This is a genomic window from Lysinibacillus sp. NPDC093210 (assembly GCF_044753985.1).
Lineage (GTDB): Bacteria > Bacillota > Bacilli > Bacillales_A > Planococcaceae > Lysinibacillus.
Map to the genome: position 1 here is coordinate 113,857 of NZ_JBIVOE010000009.1, position 21,223 is coordinate 135,079.

Sequence of the window (21,223 nt, forward strand, 5' to 3'; positions counted from 1 at the left end):
GCTTATGAATAGAACTATAACTCGAAAGTTGATTATACGAACGCTAGCGATTATATGCCTACTTATAGCCGTATATTTTATCATTCCTGTCTCCGTGCCAATTATTTTAGCAGGTGTTACAGCTTTTTTATTAGAACCCATTGTTATGTTTTTTAAACGAAAATGGAAAATGTCGCGCAAAATAGCTGTTGCTTTTATATACATAGTAAGCGTTATTTTTATTTCTATTATTTGTTACTTTACTATTACGCAACTAATGTCGCAAATTATTTCCATTTCAAAGCAAGCACCTTACTATATCTCTAAATTATCCGAGATGTGGGGTCATATGCAAGAGAATATTTCAAAATATACAGAAGACTTTCCAACTGAAGTGAGTGCTTCACTTCAAAAAACGACAACCGACTTCATTGAGAAAGTTGAAGATTCTTTTTTAAACTTCTTTAATTATACCAAAGTTACGACCTTCTTTTCACAAATTCCAAGCCTCTTTATAAGTCTTCTTGTTTATATGATCGCCCTATTTCTATTTATGCTAGATTTACCAAAATTAAAACAGTCAACTTATAAATATTTAATGCCTACAACTGAAGAAAAATTGAAAATTATTACTAATCGTTTAAAAGACGCATTTTTCGGTTTTATGAAGGCTCAGATTCTTGTTAGCTTTATTATAGCTGGGGTTACACTTGTAGGTTTACTACTTATTCAACCGAAATATGTGATAGTTATGACCATTATTATATGGATTATTGATATTATCCCTTTCCTTGGCTCAATTATTATTTTAGCACCTTGGGGAACTTATCACCTCCTGATGGGTAATACAGCGATTGGCATTAAGCTCTTTGTTCTTGCAGCTATTTTATTAATTATTCGCCGAACTGTCGAGCCTAAAGTAATGGGTGCACATATCGGTTTACCCCCTCTGCCAACATTAATCGCGATGTTTATCGGTTTACAATTGTTTGGCGTCATCGGCTTATTCGTAGGACCATTTGTTATCATCTTCCTCTTCACCTTAAAAGAAACAGGGGTTATCAAATTGAATATCAAAATTTAATATAAGATTGAAAAGAATATACTGCAGTTGAGGATATTCTATTTGATGGGCATCACAAAAGTATAAATACCAAAAGGCACCCTCTGTTCTTTTTAAACAGAGGGTGCCTTATATTATTGGCTATTTACGACTACGAAAATATGAAGTTATAAATTGATTAATTCCGCATTCTTAAAAAAGCGTTCGATTATTACCGCTCCTTCTACACGGGTAATGTAAGCAGTTGGCGTAATCGTTTTATTCGTGTAATTTCCAAATAAAAATAGCACCCATTATCGTTACTTGATAATGAATGCTATTTATTAGTTTATTTAACTTTTTTGCTATTCAAATCGTCTAACTAATATAGGCTTATTGAATACGACCGAATCCCACCAAATATTGGTTCCACCAATCAAGTGACTCAATGACTACCCCTTTATTTTGAGCATCAATCATTGTGTTATTACCAAGATAAATACCAACATGCGCTACGCCTGAGCCATAGCTGAAGAATACTAAGTCACCAACACGAGCTTCACTTGCTGAAATTCGTTTTGTTGATAAATATTGTTGTGATGCTGTACGAGGTAATGATACGCCCGCTTGCTTGTAAGACCATTGTACAAGACCTGAGCAGTCAAAGCCTGTTGTAGGATTACTGCCACCCCAAACATATGAACGACCTAGGAATTGCTTCGCTGTAGAAATAGCATCACCTGAAGATGCAGTACCTGCACCAGATCCAACTATGATGGGTTGAGGTTTGCTACCACCGTTATTTTTACCGCTATTGTTGTTATTATTGTTGTTGACATGAGCTACAGGTGTAGCTGCTTGAAGTGCACGTAAACGAGCTGCTTCTTCCTCAGCTGCCTTACGCTCTGCTTCAAGACGTTCTTCTTCTTGTTTCGTTGCAATTTGTGCCTTTAATGCAAGTGATTTTGCTTGGTTTTCAGCTTTTTTCACTTCCATTTCGCTTTCCTTTTGTTGAAGCTCTTGGAATTGTTTTTGAAGCTCTTTTTGTTTCTCGTCTAATGTTGCTTTTTGTTCTTCTAATTTCGCCTTGTCTGCTTCTTGTTGATTTACTAGCTCTTGGTCAGCATCCATTAATGTTTTTACCGCTACGACACGGTCCATTAAATCTGCAAAGCTCTTCGCTTCTAGAACAACGCTTAAGTATACACCCACTGTGTTATCTTGAGCTTGGTATGCAGCCATACGCTCACTTAAAATAGTTGAACGTTGCTCAATACGTTTTTCAGTTTCAACAATACCTGCATCTACTTCTTTTATATCTGCTTGTACTTGGTTAAATACTTTAACTTTTTGATCAATTTCTTGTTGAAGCTGGTCTAACTCTTTTTCTAAATTTTTAACTTCTGCATCAATTTTCGCTTTTTTATCTATCATTTGCTGAGACGTTTCTTCAGCGTGTGCTTCGATCGGTTGAACTGTATTAAATAATAGGCCGCCTGCAAGTGCTAATGCTAGCACCATCGACTTACGCCATTTATTACGCTTACCCATGGGTCTTCATTTCCCTTCATCTATCAATTTCGCTCTTTATTTTCCTATGTAAATACTTGAACGATCAATTTAAATTCTTATGTTTTTATTAGCCTTTTAAAGTTTAGCATTATTGCCCTAACTTTTATACTATTTCCCGCCGTTTTAATAGTTTAGTAAAACTCGAAATATAACTGTAACATTGTAATAAATACGACATTTTTCTACAAAACGTTAATATAACGCTACAAATTACTGCAAATTTCTCTAATTAGCACCTTCCATATTGGTTATTTGTAATCTTTTTGTAATATAAAAAGGTAGGAGAATCATCCCCTACCTCAAACTGTATCCAAACTCATAGAATTAAACTACTTCCATTATTTTCGCTCGAAACAACTGAATAATGTAAATTGTGAAGACCACTAGAATATATGCGATTGACGACTTTTAGTTGCTTTACAAGCGATTTAAAATAGCATTGACTTCTCCTACCTCATGGAGCGTAGCGCTTGAATAGATAGTCGTACTAATAAAATTGCACATAAGAACAACCCTAGATAAGCGGCAGTATTCAAATACACTGCATACGGCTGATGAATAAATTGAGAAATTGCTAGTAGTGCAACCGAGATAATACCAAATGTAATACCTACAAGTAATAAAACAAAACGTGCAAATAGCTGGGTAATGAAACGTGAGTTATGGTCATCTGAAAAAATATCATGATGCAATATAATTTTTCCACTTTCTACTCTTTGAATAAGCTGATCGATACGTCTTGGCATTTTTCGCAAAGTAGGAATCAGCATCGACAGTTCTTCCTGCACACGATCTTTTGTCGCCATCGGTTCTTTAAATGGTCTTAAAAACGCAGCTCTCATATAAGATGCAGAAAAATCTTTAGCTTCTGTAAAAATATCAAATTGCGAATCAATTACACGTAAAGTCCCATCTAATGTTACTAATGATCGAAGCGCTAAACCAACAGAAGGATAAAACGCAAGGCCAAAATCCCGTACGACAGTAAACAACGAATGTATCAATTCTTCAGTTGGAATTCGATCTACATAGGAAATTTTGAGTAATATTTGGTCCATTGCCTGTTCTACTTTACCACGATCTGCATGGTCCTTATTTTCTACTAGCAGCATTAAGCCATCGTATAAAATACTGGAATCATTTTGTTGAATACCTAATAAAAATAACTTTAAGCCTTCCTGTTGAGTAGCTCCTAGGCGTCCCACGGCTCCGAAATCGAGGAGAATTGGTCCCCCATCTGACTCATCAATATAAATATTTCCCGGGTGCGGATCCGCATGAAATATTCCTGAAAATAACATTTGTTCAAAAAAGGAATACAAAATTGTTCGAGCAAATTGTCTGCGATCAATATTCAATCGTCTAAATTCGGAGGACCCCTCGGCCACACTTTTCCCACGAACGTATTCCATTACAATGATGTCTTCATCACAAAACTCTGTATATATTTTAGGGATACGTACTTTATATTCACTTTTGGCAAGTGCATTCGTTACCTGTAAAGTATTTCGTACTTCAATATCCAAATGAATCTCTTCTCGTAAGCCATCTGCAAATGCTCCCGCTAATTCTCGGAAGCCTAACGACTCTGCCCAAGTAGACTTGTTTGCGAACCAATTTGCAAATTCTTCCAAAATATCAAGATCATCACGCATAATTCCTTTTACTTCTGGACGTAATAGCTTGACTACGACTTCTTCATAATTTTTCAGTCGTGCCTTATGTACTTGTCCAATAGAAGCTGCTGCCAATGGTTCCATATGAAAGTTTGTAAATACATCATCTACAGGCATTGGTAGGGATTCTTCTAAAATCTTTGTAACTTGCTCGTGCGGTAGAGGCTTTACACTTTGCTGTAAATGCTTTAACTCATCAATAATAATAGGAGAAAATAATTCTTTGCGCGTTGAAAGTACTTGCCCGAATTTAATGAATATCCCGCCGCATTGCTCCAAAGTTGTACGTAATGCTACAGCAAGCTCCTTCTCATTTTCCCGCTGCCTTGCATATTTAATCGTTTGTACTATACCATTTGTCACTGCTATTTTTAGCACCTGACGCAATCTCTTCTGTTGACGCCAGTAGCTACGTAATCTCAACAATATTGATTTTTGCCCATTACGTCGCTCTCCACCTTTAATCCCTATTGGATCAAACAGTTCGAATACCAGATAGAGTAGCATGGAGATAAGCAACATACTACCTATCCAAATAAGCGTACTTACCTCGGTAACGGTTTGCATCATCGACTCCGATAAAAAATCTCGATGACGCAAATAGGAGTACCAATAAACAAAGGACGTAAGCGTAACACTAATAACAACAGATAGTACTCTTCGTACAAAGTTAATATTTGAGCCTATTAAACGACCACTAACAAAATAAATAATTCCTGCAACAATTATAATTTGAATAAGTAACTTCAAGTAAACCAACAAGCGCCACCTCCCGTTGTTTTTCCTATTACTGCTAGTATACCAAATTCATGTACTAACTTTCTTTTCCGAACTACTATGGACAGCAATATAAATTGGGGCAGTTCCATTATTTTCTCTTATGCATAATAGTACTTCTTATAACGTAAAAATCCACTTCGCTTCCCGCGGGCTTTTCGTAAGCCGCAGGAATCTCCATGGATTTTCACTGACAATATTCAGAATTGTTTCGGTGCCTGGCACTTATTTTTAATTCGTAGAAAGCACTTGCGCCCAATCAATCGTGCCATTTTTTACTTGATCTCGCTTCTCTTTATCCATTAAATCGTTCGGACGACCACCTTTTGGCCAGTCTTTATCATGGTTAGCCCATTCAGGACGATCCTGCGATAAAATGTAGGCAGCTAAGTCAGCAGCATCTTGATCAGATAATGTACCACCCGCTCCAACTGGCATATTATTTTTAATGTAGCCTGCCATTTTGGACATACGTGCCATACCCGCACCATCATTAAAGGAATTATCGCCCCATAATGCTGGACCTGTGTTAGCGCCGGTACCAGAGCCATCTGCAGCATGACAAGCAATACAAGATTGCGCGTATACTTCTTCGCCGTTCGCTACATCTGGTACAGGTATGTTTTTCATATTACTTGTACCTGCCCATTCACGCTCTGCCCCAATCGGTACTCCTTGTGAAATATAAGCAAAATAGGCAACCATAGCTTCAAGCTCGTCACTGTTCATTTCAAACTTTTTGCCGTTCATACTTCTTACCATACAGCCATTAATACGTTCCTCAATCGTCACTATTCCTCCAGAACGAGCGATATATTGTGGATAGTTAGCCATAACGCCAACTAAAGAAGAGGCTTGTTCATCATAGCCTGCACCTGCATGACAGCTTGTGCAAGATAACTGATTTCCTACATATTCATCCGCAGCAACGTGCGTATTATTTACAAGCTCATAACCATATAAAATAGCTTCTTTCATCGGTCCATCAGGTACTTCTTCGATACTCGGTGGAGCGTAGACTAACTGTTGAGAAGCTGCCGTTGTTGGAATTTGTGTCTGTACCGCCGCTTCTTGCGTCTCACCATTTGCATCACCTAAAATTTTGTCACTGATCACTGCCCCAACAAAAAGTGTAGCGGCTAATAAGACTGTTCCCGCTATACCAGTAGCAATTTTCTTCATTACCAATACCCCCTTTTGAATGTTAATTTTATTCTAGCAAGATAATATATGGTACGATGTGACTTTTCTCACACTTCACAGTAATAGAACCATAAAGACGATAAAAATGGAATTATTATACAGTTTATTTTGTTCTATAACAATAGAAACAATTCTTAATACCTCTTGAAGTACCTTATTTTTTCTGCTAAAACCGTGCTGTCTACATTGCAAAATCCACTGTTTTCGGTAAAAAAACAACAAAAATAGTATGCCAGAAACACTTGGTATACTATAGACTCTTAAATTGCAAAAACCCACTTCACTTTCTGGCGGGCACAGTGTAAGTCGCAACGCTCGTTCCGCCCGGTCTATTGCGCCCTACATCTTGTGTTGTTCCTGCTGAAGTCTATGTGGGATTTTACTAAGATACTTACAATTTAATATTCCCAAAATTCAAAATTGTTCCGGTGCCTGTCACTTACTTAGTCCTGCAATTTCTGCTGCTTGAAGCAATGTACGAACGAATACTTCATTTGGTTCAGCACCTTTAATGCCGTAACGATTTTCAAAGACGAAGAACGGTACGCTTTGTACGCCAATCTGTTGGGCATCATAGCGATCTTTATCCAACTCTTCCATAAAATCGTCTGGATTAGTCAGCACTTCTTTTGCTGTAGCTACATTCAAGTTTAGTTCTTTAATAACCGCTAGTAAAACAGCCTCATCATTTAAATCTTTACCTTCTATTAAATGAGCAGCCATTAAAGCTTCCGTATAAGCCGCTTCTTTACCAAATTGTTTCGTCCATTTTGCTAGTCGATGAGCGTTTTCAGTATGCACTTTTTTCATCTCAGCAAAATTATATGCAAGATCAACTTCTTTAGCTCGTTCTATCATCCCCGCTGTCATTCGTTGGGCTTCTTCAAACGTCACTTTTTGGTGTGCCATGAAATATTCATAATAATTTTGACCAACCTCTTTGGATGCGCCCGGATCAATTTGGTAAGATTTAAATTCTATTTCTACTTGATCTGTATATCCTGCCTCTTTTATTGCGCGCTCTAATTCCTTTTTCCCGATATAACAAAATGGACATGAGAAATCTGAAAACACTTCAATTTTCATAGTACCCCTCCTATAAAATATCCATCCAAATTTTCACTGCAGTGGCTAAAATCAGGACAGCTAATATTCCTTGTAATACTTTCGTATTCAAACTTTTACCTGCCTTTGCCCCCAATGGTGCTGCTATTAAACTAGCTACAATCATTATGACCGCTGGGTAATAATCGACTTGACCCGTTATTAGTTTTCCTGTTGTCCCCCCAACGGAGGAAATCAACGTAATGGCTAAACTTGTTGCAATTGTCATACGTGTTGGAATTCTTAGTACAACAAGCATTATCGGTACTAGAAGGAATCCACCAGCTGCCCCCACAATGCCAGAACCAATACCGACTATAAATGCTAAAATAGCAGCTACTGATTTATTAAATGTAACCTCATCCATCGGTTTCTCATCAATTTGTTTTTTAGGAATAAACATCATAATTGCAGCAATGAGTGCCAATATTCCATATACAATGTTGACTCCCGCCTCCGATAAATATCGCGAGCCAAAGCTACCTATAAAGCTACCTGCCAAAATGGCTCCGCCCATATAAATAATAAGTGATTTATTTAAATAGCCACCTTTACGATATGCCCATACACCCGCCATCGAAGCAAACAAAACTTCTACAGCACTAATACCCGATACCTCATGCGCTGTAAAAGCCGTAAATCCGAGTAAGGAGGGAATATACAGAAGCATAGGGTATTTAATAATGGCTCCTCCAATACCTAGCATACCTGATACAAAAGAACCTACAAAGCCAATTATAAATATTGCAATTACCCATGATATAGCCATTCAGTTTTCCTTCTTTCAAGTCTTTTACACCTTGTCCTCTATTCATAACGAGGCATATCAAGGCAAAATTTCTAATGAATTTTAGAATGAAGATGAAAGGTGAGTGTCCTCATTTGAACACTCACCCCTCGCATTACGCTTTTTGAATAAAGAATGTAATGACGCCAGCGTCTTCCGATTTATCTAAGATCGTGTGACCTCCCGCATTAGCCCATGCAGGAATATCCGCTAAAGCTCCTTTATCCGTTACTTGTACTTCTAAAACCTCACCTGAATTCAGTGTATCAATAGCCTTTTTCGTTTTCACGATAGGCATTGGGCAAGATAAGCCCTTTGCATCTAATTGTAAGTTCGCGTTCATGTTATATTAATCTCCTTTTAAATTGTGTGAGAATTGTGTGGGTGCCTGGCACTCTATCTAACTGCGCAGCGATTCGGCCCGATTTCCATTTCTGTTTGTTCCTCTAATGCTGGTGTTACTTTCCCCATATTCACTTGGCGAATTTCCTGATATGCATTTGGTTGTGGCGGTAAATTATTTGTTACAATGTTGCGGAATGTCTCATCATCCTCAATATTTAAGCCGTGATTTTCTACAAATAATTCCCCGAGACGCTTGGCAACAGTACCATCCTCATTTAATTCATCAATAATCATAAAATGGGCAGGTAACACAACTAAATCCTCTGATAATTCACGGTAGCGCTTATAAAGCGTTTCTCGTAAATCACCAACCCAGTCTTCTGCAAGTCCTGCCAAATCAGGGCGACCAATCGAATCGATAAATAAAATGTCACCAGTTAATAAATATTTGCTATCTACAACAAACGATGTCGAGCCAATCGTATGACCTGGTGAATACAGTGCACCTACATCAATTTTCGATGCACCAATTTGCACAGTAGTACCATCTAATAATGGCGTATAATCAAATACGACCTCTTCTGCATCCTTCGGCGGTAAGTAATAGGCAGCGCCTGTTGCAGCTGCAATATGACGACCACCTGAAATATGATCAGCGTGTAAGTGAGTATCAAAGACATGTTTAATGTTTACGTTTTTCTCTTTTGCAAAGTTTGTAAATACATCTGTGAAACGAACAGCATCAATAATTGCTGCTTCACCTTCCGAAATAACCATATATGATAGACAGCCTTTACCTAAACGGACGAACTGGTATAACGCGCCTCCACCAGTTAAATCGCCTACTTTAATTGGTTCTAAATATTCGCTCCACGTCTTCATACCACCCTCTAAATAAGCAACCGAACGTCCAGCTTCTGATAGCATCTCAGCTACCATTATCGAAGAACCTTCCTTTGCACAAACGACTAATACATCTTTATCCGTTGGGATTTTAGGTAAAATTTCTTCAACACCATCTAAAAGCGCAAAATACGGAATATTTAGGTACTCAAATTTATGCCCATCAATTTTCCAATCTGCAAATGCATCTGCATTACGTACATCTAAAATAAATAAATCATCATTTTCGATAACTTTTTTCGCTACATCAGCAGCGTTCCATTTTAATACTGACACCACTATTACCCCCCAAGGTATTATATTGCTTATTTTTGAAGCGGAAAGGACATGCCCCTCCGCTCACTTGCTTCATTGAGTAAAATCAATTACGTATCGATATAATTGCATTCATTCATTTCCCTAGCGTGCTTGAAAAACTACTCTTACAATCCGTCCCTTTAACTTGCTTCAGCCTAGATTTGAGCCCTACTAAATTTTCGTGCGTCAATAGTATTCTAGCAAGTTAAAACGTTAATGATGGCGCTGCATCTTTAGCAAATTCTAAAAATGTAACAGCCCCTCCAACCTCAATTCCATCTACGAAATCCTCAATCGTTAAGCCCATGACGTCCATCGTCATTTGACACGCAATAAATTTAACGCCTAATTCTTGTGCCATTTCCACTAATTGAGGAATTGCAGGTACATTCGCTTTTGCAAATCCTTCAGCAAAATGCTCTGTTCCAGCAGGCATCGGTAAAGCATGCATCCCTAGCTTATGAATTAAATTTAATCCTTCAAATGTGAAAAAGATTGCTACTTCCTTGTCAGAAGCCGCCGCTGCTGTTGCAATATTGAACACCTTATACGCATCGAAAAGACCACCGTTACTTGCAATAATTGCTACTTTGTTTGACATAATAAATTCCTCCAATTTAAATAGTTTTAATTAATTCGCCTGTCCAAGATGTCATGCCTGGTAGGACGTTAAATACTTTTGTAAACCCGTTTGCCACAAGCTTTTGTGCCGCTAAATCACTGCGCGCACCTGTACGACAAATCACATAAATTTCTTGATCTCTATCTAGCTCAGAAAGGCGTGCTTCAAGCTCACCCATCGGAATCGATTTCGCTCCTTCTATATGGCCGAAAGCAAACTCCGCTTCCTCGCGTACATCAAGAATTAACCCACTTCTTCCTAAAACTTGCTCCAATGCAATTGTGGACTCAAATACTTTTTCCCCCACTGCATCCTGTGCACATTTACGAATATAATGCTTTAGCACCGCATCCTCATCTATTGTGCCAATATACTGATGCCCGACAGAGTCAGCCCAAGCAGCAACATCTGCCTTCGAGCCTTTATCAGTTGCGGATACTTCTAAAATTTGGCCATCCCCTAATTCCGCCATTGCCTTTTTCGTTTTTACGATTGGCATTGGACAAGATAGCCCTTTAGCATCTAGCTGAAAATCTGCTTTAATCGTCATAACTTCCTCCTTATACTTATAGGGGTATTATTTTTAATAAAAAAATATAGAGCAAGCCATTGCATAACCCTCACTACATTTTTTCACCGAACTTCCCCTTCCCACGCAAGCATACCACCAACCATATTTGTCACATCGAAGCCTTGGCTTTCTAAAAATTGAGTAGCTCGACCACTACGAGCACCTGATCGGCAAATCATAATATATGATTCATTTTTATTTAACTCATGCGTACGAAACTCCAGCAAGCCTAGTGGAATGTGAATAACACCAGGTATATGACCCTCCTGCACTTCATCTACTTCCCGTACGTCAATTAATTTTAAAATTTGGCCTTGTGCCAAAGCCTCTTGAACTTCTTTTGCTGCTATTTCTTTCACGATTATTGCCTCCTAATAAGCGCTCATGCCACCACGGACATTTGTTACACGCTCATATCCTAGTTTTTTCAATTGCTTGCACGCCTGACTACTACGCATACCACTTTGACAAATAACAACAACTTCTTTGTCCTTTGGTAATTTATCGAATCCAGAACCAAGTGGGATATTTTTAAATTGCGGAATGTTTCTACCTTTGTACTCAGCCGGTGTTCGCACATCAATAAATACTTTATCCTTATCATTCAGCATATCTTTTAATTGTGATGTTGAAATTGACTGCACCCCTTTTACCGGCTTCATACGCCAAATTAAAAACCCGATAACAATAGCAATAATAATCCATGTTTCCAAGAACACTACCTCCTACTCATATACTATAAAGGGTATAATGAAATTATCTACTTTTTACAACTAAATCCATCGCTTCTTGGATGGCAGTATTCACTTTCTCTGAATCTCCATCAGCAGTCGTTACACAATCTAACAGGTTTTCGCTGACGATAACCCCTATCGCCCGATCAACTGCAGAACGCACGGCGGATAGCTGTGTAATCACATCTTTACAGTTTTGACCTTCTTCCATCATGCGTAAAATTCCACGCAATTGGCCTTCCATTCGCTTTATACGATTGGCTGTTTTAGCATCGTACGCCATTATGTGCACGTCTCCCTTCCAATTTAATAATCCATCTTGCTTACGTGCTTTATAATATACCCCTATAGGTATATTGTCAACACGAAAGATCTAATTATTGAATTTCTAACTTCATTACATGAAAAAAACTCTGTTACAAGTGCACAAAATGCGACTTATAACAGAGTTAGCTATTATTTTTTAGTTTGCTAATTGCATAGCTGGACCGAAGAATTCATAGTGAATTTTATCATCTTTTACGCCGATTTCATGGAGATTTTTAATTACTGCTTCCATAAAGCCGATCGGACCACAAATATAAACGTCCGTATTGTTCGTTACTTGCTCAGCTAATAATTCTTTTGTTAATAACTTGTCCTCATCAGAATAAAGCGCAGTATATGATGCATTAGGAAGCGTATTTACTTTGTCTTTAATATCATCACTGAAAGCTACTACATTTTCATTACGAGCACATTGAATGAAATTAACTTCATTTGCTGCATTATCTTTTAATGATTGCAGCATACTGTTTAATGGTGTTACACCAATACCTCCACTAACGAATGTAATTGGCGCTGCACTTTCTTGTAGAACAAATAATCCTGCAGGTACGCTTACATCTACTAAATCTCCAACTTGTAACACATTATGAATAAAGTTAGATACTTTACCATTCGGAGTATGCTCACTTTCACGCTTTACTGAAATACGGTAGCCGTCCTCTGCACTAGCCTGTGAAAGAGTATATTGGCGGTTCAATAAATATTCTTCACCTGGTACTTTCACACGAATGCTAATATATTGGCCAGGTTCGTATTCTGGAAGTGGTGAGCCATCTTCATTTACAAAGTAAATGGAAGTAACAAGGTCGCTCTCAACTTCTTTTTTCGCTACTTTTAATGGTTTAAATAAACGCCATCCACCATTATTTTCAGCCTTTTGATATAGCTCTTCTTCTACTTGAATGAAAACATCAGCAATAACACCATAAGCTTCAGCCCATGCATTGATAATGTCATCTGTAGCTGCATCACCTAGAACTTCTTTAATCGCTTTTAATAAGAACTCACCCACGATTGGGTAATGCTCTGGTAAGATACCTAAACTACGGTGTTTATGAGCTATTAACATAACTGCCGGTAAAATTGCTTCTAAATTTTCAATATGAACTGCCGCTACATAAACTGTATTAGCTAGCGCAGTTTGTTGACGACCTTTTTCTTGGTTTGTGTGGTTAAAAATATTTAATAATTCTGGATGAGCTTGAAACAAATTTTTATAGAACGTCTTCGTAATTTCTACCCCATGAACTTCTAATACGGGTACTGTCGCTTTAATAATTTGTACTGTTTCTTGTTTTAACATATCGCATACCATCCTTTCGTGATTACAATATAACGCTTTCATTTCCTTAAAGCAATATTTGAAATACATCTTTAACAAAATGGACATATTTGATGTATTTTAAATACATCTTTTAAAAAGTAATGTATTACTATAAATTATTGTAGAAATGATATAATTATTATAGTGACAATATAGAAAGTAGGGTGTTCCAATGCGATTAACTTTATACACAGATTACTCCCTTCGGACACTCATTTATCTAGGAGCAAAAGAAGAGGGTCAGCTCTCAACCATTCAAGAAATTTCAGATGCCTATAATATATCAAAAAACCATCTAATGAAAGTGACACACCAATTGGGGCTACTTGGTTATATCGAAACAATTCGAGGAAGAGGTGGCGGTATCCGTTTAGCAATTGACCCTAAATCAATTACTATTGGGGAAATTGTACGCCATACAGAAGAAGATTTTCACCTTGTTGAATGCTTCGACAAAGAAAATAACTTGTGTAAAATTGCACCAGAATGTCAATTGAAAGGTGTTCTTTATGAAGCCTTACAAGCATATATGGCTGTCCTAGATCGTTACTCCCTTGATGATTTTTTACATTCAAAGGAGAAATTAATGGCTTTATTATTTGGCAAATAAAAATACCCGCTCAACAATTGTTGGTCGGGTATTTCTTTATAATTAATACGTTACAATATCTTTTATAATGCCTTTGAAAATATAATCATGTCCAATGCGCGTATACCATTTTCATAAATCGGCTGCGGATAATTACTGAAAAAATCTTTCTCTATGGCTTCCATACGAAAACCGGATTTTTGATAAAAAGCAATGTTATCGATACTAGAATTGGCTGTGCCTACTAAAATATTTTTAAAACCTTGCGCTTCACATACAGCATAAATTTTGTTCAAAACTTCCTTACCGATACCTTTACCTTGAAAAGCGGGCACAACAGCTATATTTTTTAATTCTACTGTCGTATCAGACTGTGCAATAAGTAATGCGACACCTGCTAATTTCTCACCACATTTAATTGCGTATAAATCACCGTCATTCATATATTGGCGAACGGCAACTTCACTTTCATCTGCTAGTAATAGATAGGGCATATAGCTTTCACGATCACCCTGCACCTTTTCAATAGATGTATGGTATCGAACAAAATCCTTGCGTTCAAAAACATTTAATACACATGGTTGCTTTTCCTTCAGTTCTAACCAAGAATGTTCCTGCGGAAAATCCTTTTCTACCCCAATACGAATAAAAGGCAACTTTTCTTGTGCCTTTTGTGAGCGAATATTGATCTTTCTAGCTCCTGCGAAAACACGTTCAAGTCCTAAGTCAAAAAAAGCGATTTCTAAAATTGCCTTTTTCGCGTCCTCATTGTAGCCTTGTCCCCAAAACTCATGACCTAACCAAGACCCAATATGACAGTTTTTATTTTCATGATCTATATACATTAATGCTGTTACACCTATGAGTCGTCCTTCCTCATTTAGCACAACGCGAGGAACAGTTTTCCCCTCTTCCTCGTCAACACATTCACGTTTTATAAAGTTAATCGTATCTTCTACTTTCCCAGCAGGTAACCCAAGAGCATCCCGAACCTGTGGCATTGAAGACAATGCATGCATTGCTTCAGCATATTTAATGTCATGCTTCACTAAAGTTACTGCCATACTCTTTTCTCCTTTTTACGTAATTAAGTTTTACTATACCAAACATGCATAGGATTTTTACCTTCATCCTCTACTGGCATATGAATCATTCGAAACTCGCGTTCTTCATCAATTTTCTGCAAATCTGCATAGACCTCGCTTGAGCGGCTTAATCCTACTGCAATGGCATCAGCTAATGAATTTGCAAAATAAGCCTTATCCACTCCGGCCATCGCCATCGCGCCAAAGCACATCGGACAAGGTGCCCCACTTGCATACATCACTGTTCCGCGTAAATCTGTAGAGCCTAGCTTTTCTTGCGCTCGTCTTAAAGCAAGCAGCTCGGCATGACCCGTACTATCTGGTCGAAGGTGTAGTTCATTTACACCTTCTCCAATGATTTCATTATCCTTTACCAAGACAGCTCCAAATGGTTGACCACCTTGCTCTATATTTTGAAGAGCTAGCTCCACTGCTCGCTCCATCCATAGGTTCATATATACTCCCCCTAATAATTAATTATACGTAAGTTGCCACGATACACCGAAGCGATCCTGAATCCAAGCAAACTGCTTAGAGAAACCGTAATTATCCAATGGCATTAACGCTTGTCCACCATCCAATATTTGCTCAACAAGGCTTTCAATCTCTTCCTTTGTCTCACATTCTAAAAAGATTGATATCGCTGGAGTAAATGAAAAGTTATGTTTGATTGGACTGTCATTCAACTTAATTTTCAAACCTTTTAAATCGACTTCTGCCATAGCAACCTGTTGTGTGTTTTCCACGTATGTCAAAGTTTCAACCGCTAATTCTGGAAACCATTGCTTGTATTGCTCCAAGGCATCATGAGCTTGTCCTTGAAACATTAAAAATGTAGTGGCACTTTTCATTTGTTCAATTCTCCTTCATATCTATTAATCCATTCCCCAGGAGTCATTTTCGAAACGAGCTCTCCTATCAAATCATAAGGAATGTTTTTCGTACTAGTAAAACGAATACAACTTTTGCCCATATTTAACTTTGTTGGCACTCGCTTTGCGTATTCCTCTTGAAACCAAGACAATAAAGCATTGTCTGCATAAATGCCCATATGATAAACAGCTATATGTCGCTTCTGCGCTGCCAAGCTAATAAATGGTAAGGGAGTATTAGGTGTTACATGATATCCTTTTGGATATGACGCTAATGGAACTACATAGCTTATCATGTCGTAATTCATTGTTTGTTCAAATCCAGCAGGAATATTCGTTGCTATAACATCCGCAAGCTTAGCAAAACTATCACGCCATTTTTCATCTACCTGTTCAATATATGTTTCCATAACTTCCACCCCACTTATTAAAAATGTATCATTAAACGATTTAAAAATATTCCTTAATAGTAGTATGAAGCTTATTTATTAGCAATAGCGTAAGCTTCTTTGTTACAACAATCGACAAAAGTTTTAACAGATAACTACTACATCTTAAAATATTCTTATACTTGTTGGCCTTCTGCTTTCGCTTTTCGATGGTGCTCCTTCGTCTTAAAGCCAGCCCTTGTAATTTCACGCATCTCCTCTAAACGTGCTAGCTGCGTTTCTTGCTTTTTCGCACTATAAACGTAGCGAGCCCAATCCTTTTGATATCCTGGCGTTAATGCATCATAAAAGGCTAAATCAATTGGAGTTTCTGCAAGTTCATCTCGCAATAAGGGGACCATACTTTCATAGTCACTTACACATTGACTACTTGCTGTTCTTTTCTTCCCTCTTCCCTTTGCATCCCGTTTAATGCATACAATGGAAAACGTATCATCCAATGACATAAGACTTGAAAATTTATAATCGCTACCAGCAATATATTTCTCCTCATCCACCTGAATTGCTGGGAAAATGTCATCTCGGTGAATATATTCTTTGTATTTTTTATTATTTTTTTTCGGATAAATAAAAAATAAATAGCCTTGCTCTGCTAACATGTTCTGTTTAAGCGTGCTTTTTAAATACGTTATCATTTCATCAATTGTAAACACAAAAGAAATGACGCGATCGTAAGGTGCATGTCCTGCATCCAAAATCCCCTCTAAAAGCACTTTGTCTGGCAAATTGTGAATTGTAATAGAGAGTCCATCCTTTAATTTGAACTTCTTCTGCATAGTTTCAGCACCCTTCTGCATTTATTTACACTAAATTTATCATAAAAAATTTAATTTAACTCAAATTGTCCACAATATATACAAAAAACGCTTGAACATTCTCAAGCGTTTTAGTCTTTCATTCACTTCCTGATTGCATTTTATAGTTTCTATAAATCATACCATTTGTTTTTGTCATTCCGAATTTTTCATAGTAAGGTACGAGGTCATCATCACAGCATAAATCGATCATATAAATATTATCGAGTTCTTGAAGCATTCGTCTTACTAACTCCTTGCCTATACCTTTATTTTTGTATTGTGGTAATACTTCTAGCAATGGGATATAGGCAGACAGAACGCCATCACTTATAGCGGTAATAAACCCTATTACTTCGTTTGTATTATCATCAATCGCCAAAACTATTTTGCTGCTTTTCTCCAGCAAACGTAAATGCGTTTGTGGATTAGGTGGACTCGGCCAGTCTACAAAAAAACCGTTTAACATATTTGAAGAAATACCTTCGAGTGAATTCTTATAAATCATTTTCTATCAACTCCTAATATTATATAACTATCAGATAGCTGCTAGAAATCAAAAGAATAGTAACAAAATGTGACCTCCAGTATTTGTAATTATATAAAGTTATTCTACTTACGTCTTCATTCTCCTGCTCAATTCGTTACTTTTTTTAAATACCAACTTTAGATACGGTTTACTTAATCTTCGATGCAGCAATTAAGCCTTTAGCAATTGGAATACCTATGCCAATTAGTACGACTGGTAAGAACCACCAACCTAATCCATTTACCTTTCCTAATGCAACAAGTACAATTTCACAAGAGATGACTGCAAATAAAATTAAGCAAAAGTTTTTCATTTCATTACATAATTTACGACTATTTAAATAAAAGGCCTCAACGTTGCTCTCATTTAAACGAGATGGATAGTTATGCATATATGGTACTTTCTCAATAAGACCTAAAAATATCCATAAAACAATTCCGATACCTGGTAAAATGAATACTTCTATTTTCGAACCCCATCGATCCACCTCTCCCGCACCATTAAAATGTGCTGGAATTTCTTCAGGTAAGGTGCTCCACTGAGAAATAATAAATATGATAGATACAATAAATAATCCGCCACCAATTATGTCCAAAAATTTTTCATACTTCGTTTTCGGTAATTTCAAGACCGGTCTATACATTGCTCCACATCCTTGTTTATCGTTAATTGTATTTACGTTACTTCCAGCAATTAGGTTTCAAACATTATATAAATTGCGTTTTCCGTGATACCATTTAGTTTCTTCTTCATAAGTAAACACCTAGCACATAGTGCATAAAATGCCACCTACATGAACCCATACTATAACTAAATTCCCTCTTATTTCATATTTTTCACTATGAATAAACTCATAATGCTTTTTAAAATACATATAATCTGCTATAAATAAGTATATATACATATTTCACTTTTTTGTAACATTTCTACTAAATTACTAGGAAGGGACTTACAATACATGCGATTTACGATTTACAAAAAATTAATTCTCGGTTTTTTTATTGTTATTTTAGTTTTAATTGGCACTATAGCTTTAAACTTTAAGCAACTTAATTCAGTAAACGGGACTTATCAAGAGTTACTCGAAGAACAGACAAAAAAATCTATTAGCATTCAAGAGCTAAGAGTAATTGCAAAACAGGAAATTGTAAGTATGCGTGGATATCTTTTACTTGGAGATAAACAAAATCGTGATGGTAATAAATCCGCTCGTGAAGAATTTAAAGAAAAATCCGAAAATCTAATGGCAACATTAGAATCAAAAAAATCAATTGAATTATTAGAATCTGTCAATAAAAGTGAGCAAAATGTTCAGCAATTTGCTGATCGTATGTTTGCTTTAAAGGATGCTGGCGAAACAGAACAATATGAGAAATTAGACAGCTCTCAAGGTCGACTTATTCTTAAACAATTCGACGAGCGTGTTGAAAACCTAGCCAACTATCAAAGTGAAGCTGTAGAAGCAAAAATAGCTGCTACCTCAAAAGATATTGATGCTATTAAATTAAACATGATTTCGCTTGGTGTGTTTGCTGTCATCATTAGTCTGATAATTGCTATGATTATGGGAACTATTATTTCTCGACCTATTAAAGGGATGGCAAAAGCAGCGCAAAAAATTGCTGAGGGTGATTTAACAGCTGAACAAATTCGCATTAGAAATCGCGATGAAGTTGGTGATTTAGCCCTTGCCTTCAATCAAATGGCACAAAATCTAAAAAGCTTAATTACCAATGTTAGTCAAAACACAACACAAGTAAGTGCTTCAGCTGCCGAATTAACTGCTAGTGCAGATCAAACAATCCAAGCGACTGAACAAATTACATCCGCTATGCAGGAAGTCGCGAGTGGCTCAGAGGCACAAGGGAAAAATGCTACAGAAAGCTCACAAGCTATGAAAAATATGACTAACGGCATTCAACAATTAGCATCAACAACTGCCGCTGTTTCTGAACTTGCCATTGAAACGAATACTGAGGCAAACAAAGGGAATGAGTCGCTACATCGCGTCATTTCGCAGATGGATACTATTAATACAGCAGTTTTGGAATCTGCTAACGTTGTTAAAAATTTAGGTAACCATTCTGTTGAAATTGGAAATATTATTAGTATTATTACTGACATCGCTGAGCAAACCAATTTACTAGCATTGAACGCTGCTATTGAAGCTGCTCGAGCTGGTGATCATGGTCGAGGCTTTGCAGTCGTAGCTAACGAAGTGAAAAAATTAGCTGAGCAATCTAAAAAGTCTGCTGAACAAATTTCAGGGTTAATTTCAGAAATCCAACAGGAAACAAACCGTGCTGTTACAGTGATGGATACTGGTACACAAGAGGTTCAAGTTGGTATGCAGGTTGTTAAAGTAGCTGAGGAAGGTTTTTCAAAAATCGTTGACCTTATTGAGCAAGTGTCAAAACAAATACAAGAAGCAACAACTGTTTCTGAGGAAATGTCTTCTAGTGCTGAACAAATCTATGCATCCTTCGATGAAATAGCTACAATTGCACAAACGTCATCTTCTAACCTTCAAAATGTAGCTTCTGCTTCTGAAGAGCAACTTGCGACAATTGAAGAGGTTGCAGCTTCTGCAGCAACTTTATCGACAATGGCTGAAGAATTGCAAACACAAGTTTCTCGCTTTAAGGTGCAATAGCTATGTGACTGCATTGGCTGGTTCTGGCACTTCATATAACTTTTAAGGCGTAAAACCCACTTCGCTTTCCGCGGGCACATCGTAAGCCGCAGCAATCGCTAACATGCGACTTGTTGCGGCTTACTTCATGTACGTTCCTGCAGGAATCTACGTGGGTTTTTACTTGGTTAAAATGTTCAAAATTGTTTGAGTGCCTGGCACTTTAGCATTTGGCACTTTAGCATTTCAATCACTGCTGTTTCTTCAGATGGCACCTGTACGGTAGCATGCTGACCTACCTGGTGCTCACCAACACAAACACTCTCTAATGCTTTTTCAAACATCGAAGCGTCATTTGCATCATTGCCAAACGCGATAAACTGATTTTGTAATACCCCTAATTTCGTTAAGCCTGTCCATTTATCAATCCCAATGGGACTCATATCTAAAATGTTTTCAGACGCATGTTCATATAACGAAATGGGTAGCTTTCGTAGCTGTGCCAAAATATTTTGATGATGCTCACCAGGGAATAATACAATTTTGACAATGCCTTTTAGTTCCTCCAGTACCACTCGTTTTGCAAGCTGTAAAGGATCTAAATTTTGATAAATTGGATGTGATTCACTACCCGTGTAGGCGTAATCCCAGTCACCATCTACTAAATACGCTAATTGATAGGTTGTTATAATTTGTTTGATTGCTTCTACAACTTCTCCATCAAATGCCGCGATTTCTTTTATATCACCATTGTTGGCTATAAACGCTCCGTTTCCCCCAACCATTGGAAACTTGTGCATTGACTCTGGCAATACCGGTAACATATCTCGAATCGGGCGAGCTGAAGCAAAAATAACTTCATGTCCATTCTTTAGGCAATCCTCTAATGCAGCCGTTATTCCTGCACTTAAAGGCTGACCTTTAAAACAAATCGTACCATCTAAATCAAATACAAATTTCACCGTTCTACCTACTTTCTATGTATAAAATCACTTCTCATTATCTCATAA

24 protein-coding genes are annotated in these 21,223 nt (G+C 37.3%); 3 read left to right on the forward strand and 21 right to left on the reverse strand.

All coding sequences use genetic code 11. The features are described 5' to 3' along the window. The first annotated feature begins 4 nt into the window (after positions 1-4). On the forward strand, positions 5-1,063 hold the full coding sequence (ytvI, locus tag ACIP9C_RS19045; protein WP_401013152.1) for a sporulation integral membrane protein YtvI: 1,059 nt from the start codon (positions 5-7) through the stop codon (positions 1,061-1,063). A 351-nt stretch (positions 1,064-1,414) separates the two neighbouring features. Here ytvI and ACIP9C_RS19050 read toward each other — a convergent pair whose 3' ends face one another. The 13 genes from ACIP9C_RS19050 to hmpA all read right to left on the reverse strand — a co-directional run bounded on the left by ACIP9C_RS19050 (position 1,415) and on the right by hmpA (position 13,242). Further along, positions 1,415-2,572, reverse strand: coding sequence for a C40 family peptidase (locus ACIP9C_RS19050; protein ID WP_401013154.1), 1,158 nt, complete (start codon positions 2,570-2,572; stop codon positions 1,415-1,417). A 470-nt stretch (positions 2,573-3,042) separates the two neighbouring features. Then, positions 3,043-5,028 (reverse strand): ABC1 kinase family protein, encoded by a 1,986-nt coding sequence (locus tag ACIP9C_RS19055; RefSeq protein WP_401013157.1) that lies wholly within the window; start codon positions 5,026-5,028, stop codon positions 3,043-3,045. 249 nt (positions 5,029-5,277) lie between these two features. Then, entirely contained in the window at positions 5,278-6,228 is a 951-nt protein-coding gene (locus ACIP9C_RS19060) for a c-type cytochrome (RefSeq protein ID WP_401013160.1), read from the reverse strand. A gap of 456 nt (positions 6,229-6,684) precedes the next feature. Next, a complete protein-coding gene (locus ACIP9C_RS19065) occupies positions 6,685-7,335 on the reverse strand; it encodes a DsbA family oxidoreductase (RefSeq protein WP_401013163.1) in 651 nt (216 codons plus the stop codon). A 10-nt stretch (positions 7,336-7,345) separates the two neighbouring features. Beyond that, on the reverse strand, positions 7,346-8,122 hold the full coding sequence (locus tag ACIP9C_RS19070) for a sulfite exporter TauE/SafE family protein (protein WP_401013166.1): 777 nt from the start codon (positions 8,120-8,122) through the stop codon (positions 7,346-7,348). Positions 8,123-8,255: 133 nt separating this feature from the next. Further along, positions 8,256-8,483 carry a sulfurtransferase TusA family protein gene (locus tag ACIP9C_RS19075; protein WP_401013169.1) on the reverse strand — a complete coding sequence of 76 codons (228 nt, stop codon included), beginning with the start codon at positions 8,481-8,483 and terminating at the stop codon, positions 8,256-8,258. 53 nt (positions 8,484-8,536) lie between these two features. Next, the gene (locus tag ACIP9C_RS19080) at positions 8,537-9,664 is read right to left on the reverse strand and encodes an MBL fold metallo-hydrolase (RefSeq protein WP_401013172.1); all 1,128 of its coding nucleotides are present in this window, start codon (positions 9,662-9,664) and stop codon (positions 8,537-8,539) included. 226 nt (positions 9,665-9,890) lie between these two features. Continuing rightward, the gene (locus ACIP9C_RS19085; protein ID WP_401013175.1) at positions 9,891-10,286 is read right to left on the reverse strand and encodes a DsrE/DsrF/DrsH-like family protein; all 396 of its coding nucleotides are present in this window, start codon (positions 10,284-10,286) and stop codon (positions 9,891-9,893) included. A 16-nt stretch (positions 10,287-10,302) separates the two neighbouring features. Further along, positions 10,303-10,857: a sulfurtransferase TusA family protein gene (locus ACIP9C_RS19090; protein ID WP_401013178.1), complete on the reverse strand. Its 555-nt coding sequence runs from the start codon at positions 10,855-10,857 to the stop codon at positions 10,303-10,305. An 83-nt stretch (positions 10,858-10,940) separates the two neighbouring features. Continuing rightward, the gene (locus ACIP9C_RS19095) at positions 10,941-11,237 is read right to left on the reverse strand and encodes a rhodanese-like domain-containing protein (RefSeq protein WP_401013180.1); all 297 of its coding nucleotides are present in this window, start codon (positions 11,235-11,237) and stop codon (positions 10,941-10,943) included. Positions 11,238-11,249: 12 nt separating this feature from the next. After that, positions 11,250-11,591: a rhodanese-like domain-containing protein gene (locus ACIP9C_RS19100; RefSeq protein ID WP_401013183.1), complete on the reverse strand. Its 342-nt coding sequence runs from the start codon at positions 11,589-11,591 to the stop codon at positions 11,250-11,252. Positions 11,592-11,634: 43 nt separating this feature from the next. Beyond that, positions 11,635-11,895 carry a metal-sensitive transcriptional regulator gene (locus ACIP9C_RS19105; RefSeq protein ID WP_401013186.1) on the reverse strand — a complete coding sequence of 87 codons (261 nt, stop codon included), beginning with the start codon at positions 11,893-11,895 and terminating at the stop codon, positions 11,635-11,637. A 180-nt stretch (positions 11,896-12,075) separates the two neighbouring features. After that, positions 12,076-13,242 (reverse strand): NO-inducible flavohemoprotein, encoded by a 1,167-nt coding sequence (gene hmpA / locus ACIP9C_RS19110; protein ID WP_401013189.1) that lies wholly within the window; start codon positions 13,240-13,242, stop codon positions 12,076-12,078. Positions 13,243-13,435: 193 nt separating this feature from the next. Here hmpA and ACIP9C_RS19115 point away from each other — a divergent pair, with 193 nt between their 5' ends. Then, positions 13,436-13,873, forward strand: coding sequence for an RrF2 family transcriptional regulator (locus ACIP9C_RS19115; RefSeq protein WP_069508058.1), 438 nt, complete (start codon positions 13,436-13,438; stop codon positions 13,871-13,873). 62 nt (positions 13,874-13,935) lie between these two features. On the opposite strand, the gene ACIP9C_RS19120 is transcribed toward ACIP9C_RS19115, so the two are convergent. The 7 genes from ACIP9C_RS19120 to ACIP9C_RS19150 all read right to left on the reverse strand — a co-directional run bounded on the left by ACIP9C_RS19120 (position 13,936) and on the right by ACIP9C_RS19150 (position 18,224). Next, positions 13,936-14,916: a GNAT family N-acetyltransferase gene (locus ACIP9C_RS19120; protein ID WP_401013193.1), complete on the reverse strand. Its 981-nt coding sequence runs from the start codon at positions 14,914-14,916 to the stop codon at positions 13,936-13,938. 23 nt (positions 14,917-14,939) lie between these two features. Continuing rightward, positions 14,940-15,392, reverse strand: coding sequence for a nucleoside deaminase (locus ACIP9C_RS19125; RefSeq protein ID WP_401013195.1), 453 nt, complete (start codon positions 15,390-15,392; stop codon positions 14,940-14,942). 18 nt (positions 15,393-15,410) lie between these two features. Further along, on the reverse strand, positions 15,411-15,788 hold the full coding sequence (locus ACIP9C_RS19130) for a VOC family protein (RefSeq protein WP_340821916.1): 378 nt from the start codon (positions 15,786-15,788) through the stop codon (positions 15,411-15,413). Next, on the reverse strand, positions 15,785-16,219 hold the full coding sequence (locus ACIP9C_RS19135; protein ID WP_401013199.1) for a DUF1801 domain-containing protein: 435 nt from the start codon (positions 16,217-16,219) through the stop codon (positions 15,785-15,787). The genes ACIP9C_RS19130 and ACIP9C_RS19135 overlap by 4 nt, the downstream gene beginning before the upstream one ends. A 155-nt stretch (positions 16,220-16,374) precedes the next feature. Next, the gene (locus tag ACIP9C_RS19140) at positions 16,375-17,034 is read right to left on the reverse strand and encodes a YdeI/OmpD-associated family protein (protein WP_401013201.1); all 660 of its coding nucleotides are present in this window, start codon (positions 17,032-17,034) and stop codon (positions 16,375-16,377) included. Between the two features lie 118 nt (positions 17,035-17,152). Beyond that, on the reverse strand, positions 17,153-17,560 hold the full coding sequence (locus ACIP9C_RS19145; RefSeq protein WP_401013204.1) for a GNAT family N-acetyltransferase: 408 nt from the start codon (positions 17,558-17,560) through the stop codon (positions 17,153-17,155). Positions 17,561-17,729: 169 nt separating this feature from the next. Next, on the reverse strand, positions 17,730-18,224 hold the full coding sequence (locus ACIP9C_RS19150) for an SdpI family protein (RefSeq protein ID WP_401013207.1): 495 nt from the start codon (positions 18,222-18,224) through the stop codon (positions 17,730-17,732). Positions 18,225-18,539: 315 nt separating this feature from the next. On the opposite strand from ACIP9C_RS19150, the gene ACIP9C_RS19155 reads away from it, so the two are divergent. Beyond that, positions 18,540-20,234 (forward strand): methyl-accepting chemotaxis protein, encoded by a 1,695-nt coding sequence (locus ACIP9C_RS19155; protein ID WP_401013210.1) that lies wholly within the window; start codon positions 18,540-18,542, stop codon positions 20,232-20,234. A gap of 176 nt (positions 20,235-20,410) precedes the next feature. Here ACIP9C_RS19155 and ACIP9C_RS19160 read toward each other — a convergent pair whose 3' ends face one another. Next, on the reverse strand, positions 20,411-21,175 hold the full coding sequence (locus tag ACIP9C_RS19160; RefSeq protein WP_401013213.1) for an HAD-IIB family hydrolase: 765 nt from the start codon (positions 21,173-21,175) through the stop codon (positions 20,411-20,413). Between the last annotated feature and the right edge of the window lie 48 nt (positions 21,176-21,223).

Excerpts from the sequence above, each read along its gene's own strand:
- ACIP9C_RS19070 (WP_401013166.1), bottom strand. The coding sequence starts at position 8,122 with ATGGCTATATCATGGGTAATTGCAATATTTATAATTGGCTTTGTAGGT.
- ACIP9C_RS19075 (WP_401013169.1), bottom strand. The coding sequence starts at position 8,483 with ATGAACGCGAACTTACAATTAGATGCAAAGGGCTTATCTTGCCCAATG.
- ACIP9C_RS19115 (WP_069508058.1), top strand. The coding sequence starts at position 13,436 with ATGCGATTAACTTTATACACAGATTACTCCCTTCGGACACTCATTTAT.
- ACIP9C_RS19140 (WP_401013201.1), bottom strand. The coding sequence starts at position 17,034 with ATGCAGAAGAAGTTCAAATTAAAGGATGGACTCTCTATTACAATTCAC.
- ACIP9C_RS19105 (WP_401013186.1), bottom strand. The coding sequence starts at position 11,895 with ATGGCGTACGATGCTAAAACAGCCAATCGTATAAAGCGAATGGAAGGC.
- ACIP9C_RS19130 (WP_340821916.1), bottom strand. The coding sequence starts at position 15,788 with ATGAAAAGTGCCACTACATTTTTAATGTTTCAAGGACAAGCTCATGAT.
- ACIP9C_RS19155 (WP_401013210.1), top strand. The coding sequence starts at position 18,540 with ATGCGATTTACGATTTACAAAAAATTAATTCTCGGTTTTTTTATTGTT.
- ACIP9C_RS19090 (WP_401013178.1), bottom strand. The coding sequence starts at position 10,857 with ATGACGATTAAAGCAGATTTTCAGCTAGATGCTAAAGGGCTATCTTGT.
- ACIP9C_RS19145 (WP_401013204.1), bottom strand. The coding sequence starts at position 17,560 with ATGATTTATAAGAATTCACTCGAAGGTATTTCTTCAAATATGTTAAAC.
- ACIP9C_RS19065 (WP_401013163.1), bottom strand. The coding sequence starts at position 7,335 with ATGAAAATTGAAGTGTTTTCAGATTTCTCATGTCCATTTTGTTATATC.
- ACIP9C_RS19085 (WP_401013175.1), bottom strand. The coding sequence starts at position 10,286 with ATGTCAAACAAAGTAGCAATTATTGCAAGTAACGGTGGTCTTTTCGAT.
- ACIP9C_RS19125 (WP_401013195.1), bottom strand. The coding sequence starts at position 15,392 with ATGAACCTATGGATGGAGCGAGCAGTGGAGCTAGCTCTTCAAAATATA.
- ACIP9C_RS19150 (WP_401013207.1), bottom strand. The coding sequence starts at position 18,224 with ATGTATAGACCGGTCTTGAAATTACCGAAAACGAAGTATGAAAAATTT.
- hmpA (WP_401013189.1), bottom strand. The coding sequence starts at position 13,242 with ATGTTAAAACAAGAAACAGTACAAATTATTAAAGCGACAGTACCCGTA.
- ACIP9C_RS19060 (WP_401013160.1), bottom strand. The coding sequence starts at position 6,228 with ATGAAGAAAATTGCTACTGGTATAGCGGGAACAGTCTTATTAGCCGCT.
- ACIP9C_RS19050 (WP_401013154.1), bottom strand. The coding sequence starts at position 2,572 with ATGGGTAAGCGTAATAAATGGCGTAAGTCGATGGTGCTAGCATTAGCA.
- ACIP9C_RS19120 (WP_401013193.1), bottom strand. The coding sequence starts at position 14,916 with ATGGCAGTAACTTTAGTGAAGCATGACATTAAATATGCTGAAGCAATG.
- ytvI (WP_401013152.1), top strand. The coding sequence starts at position 5 with ATGAATAGAACTATAACTCGAAAGTTGATTATACGAACGCTAGCGATT.
- ACIP9C_RS19135 (WP_401013199.1), bottom strand. The coding sequence starts at position 16,219 with ATGGAAACATATATTGAACAGGTAGATGAAAAATGGCGTGATAGTTTT.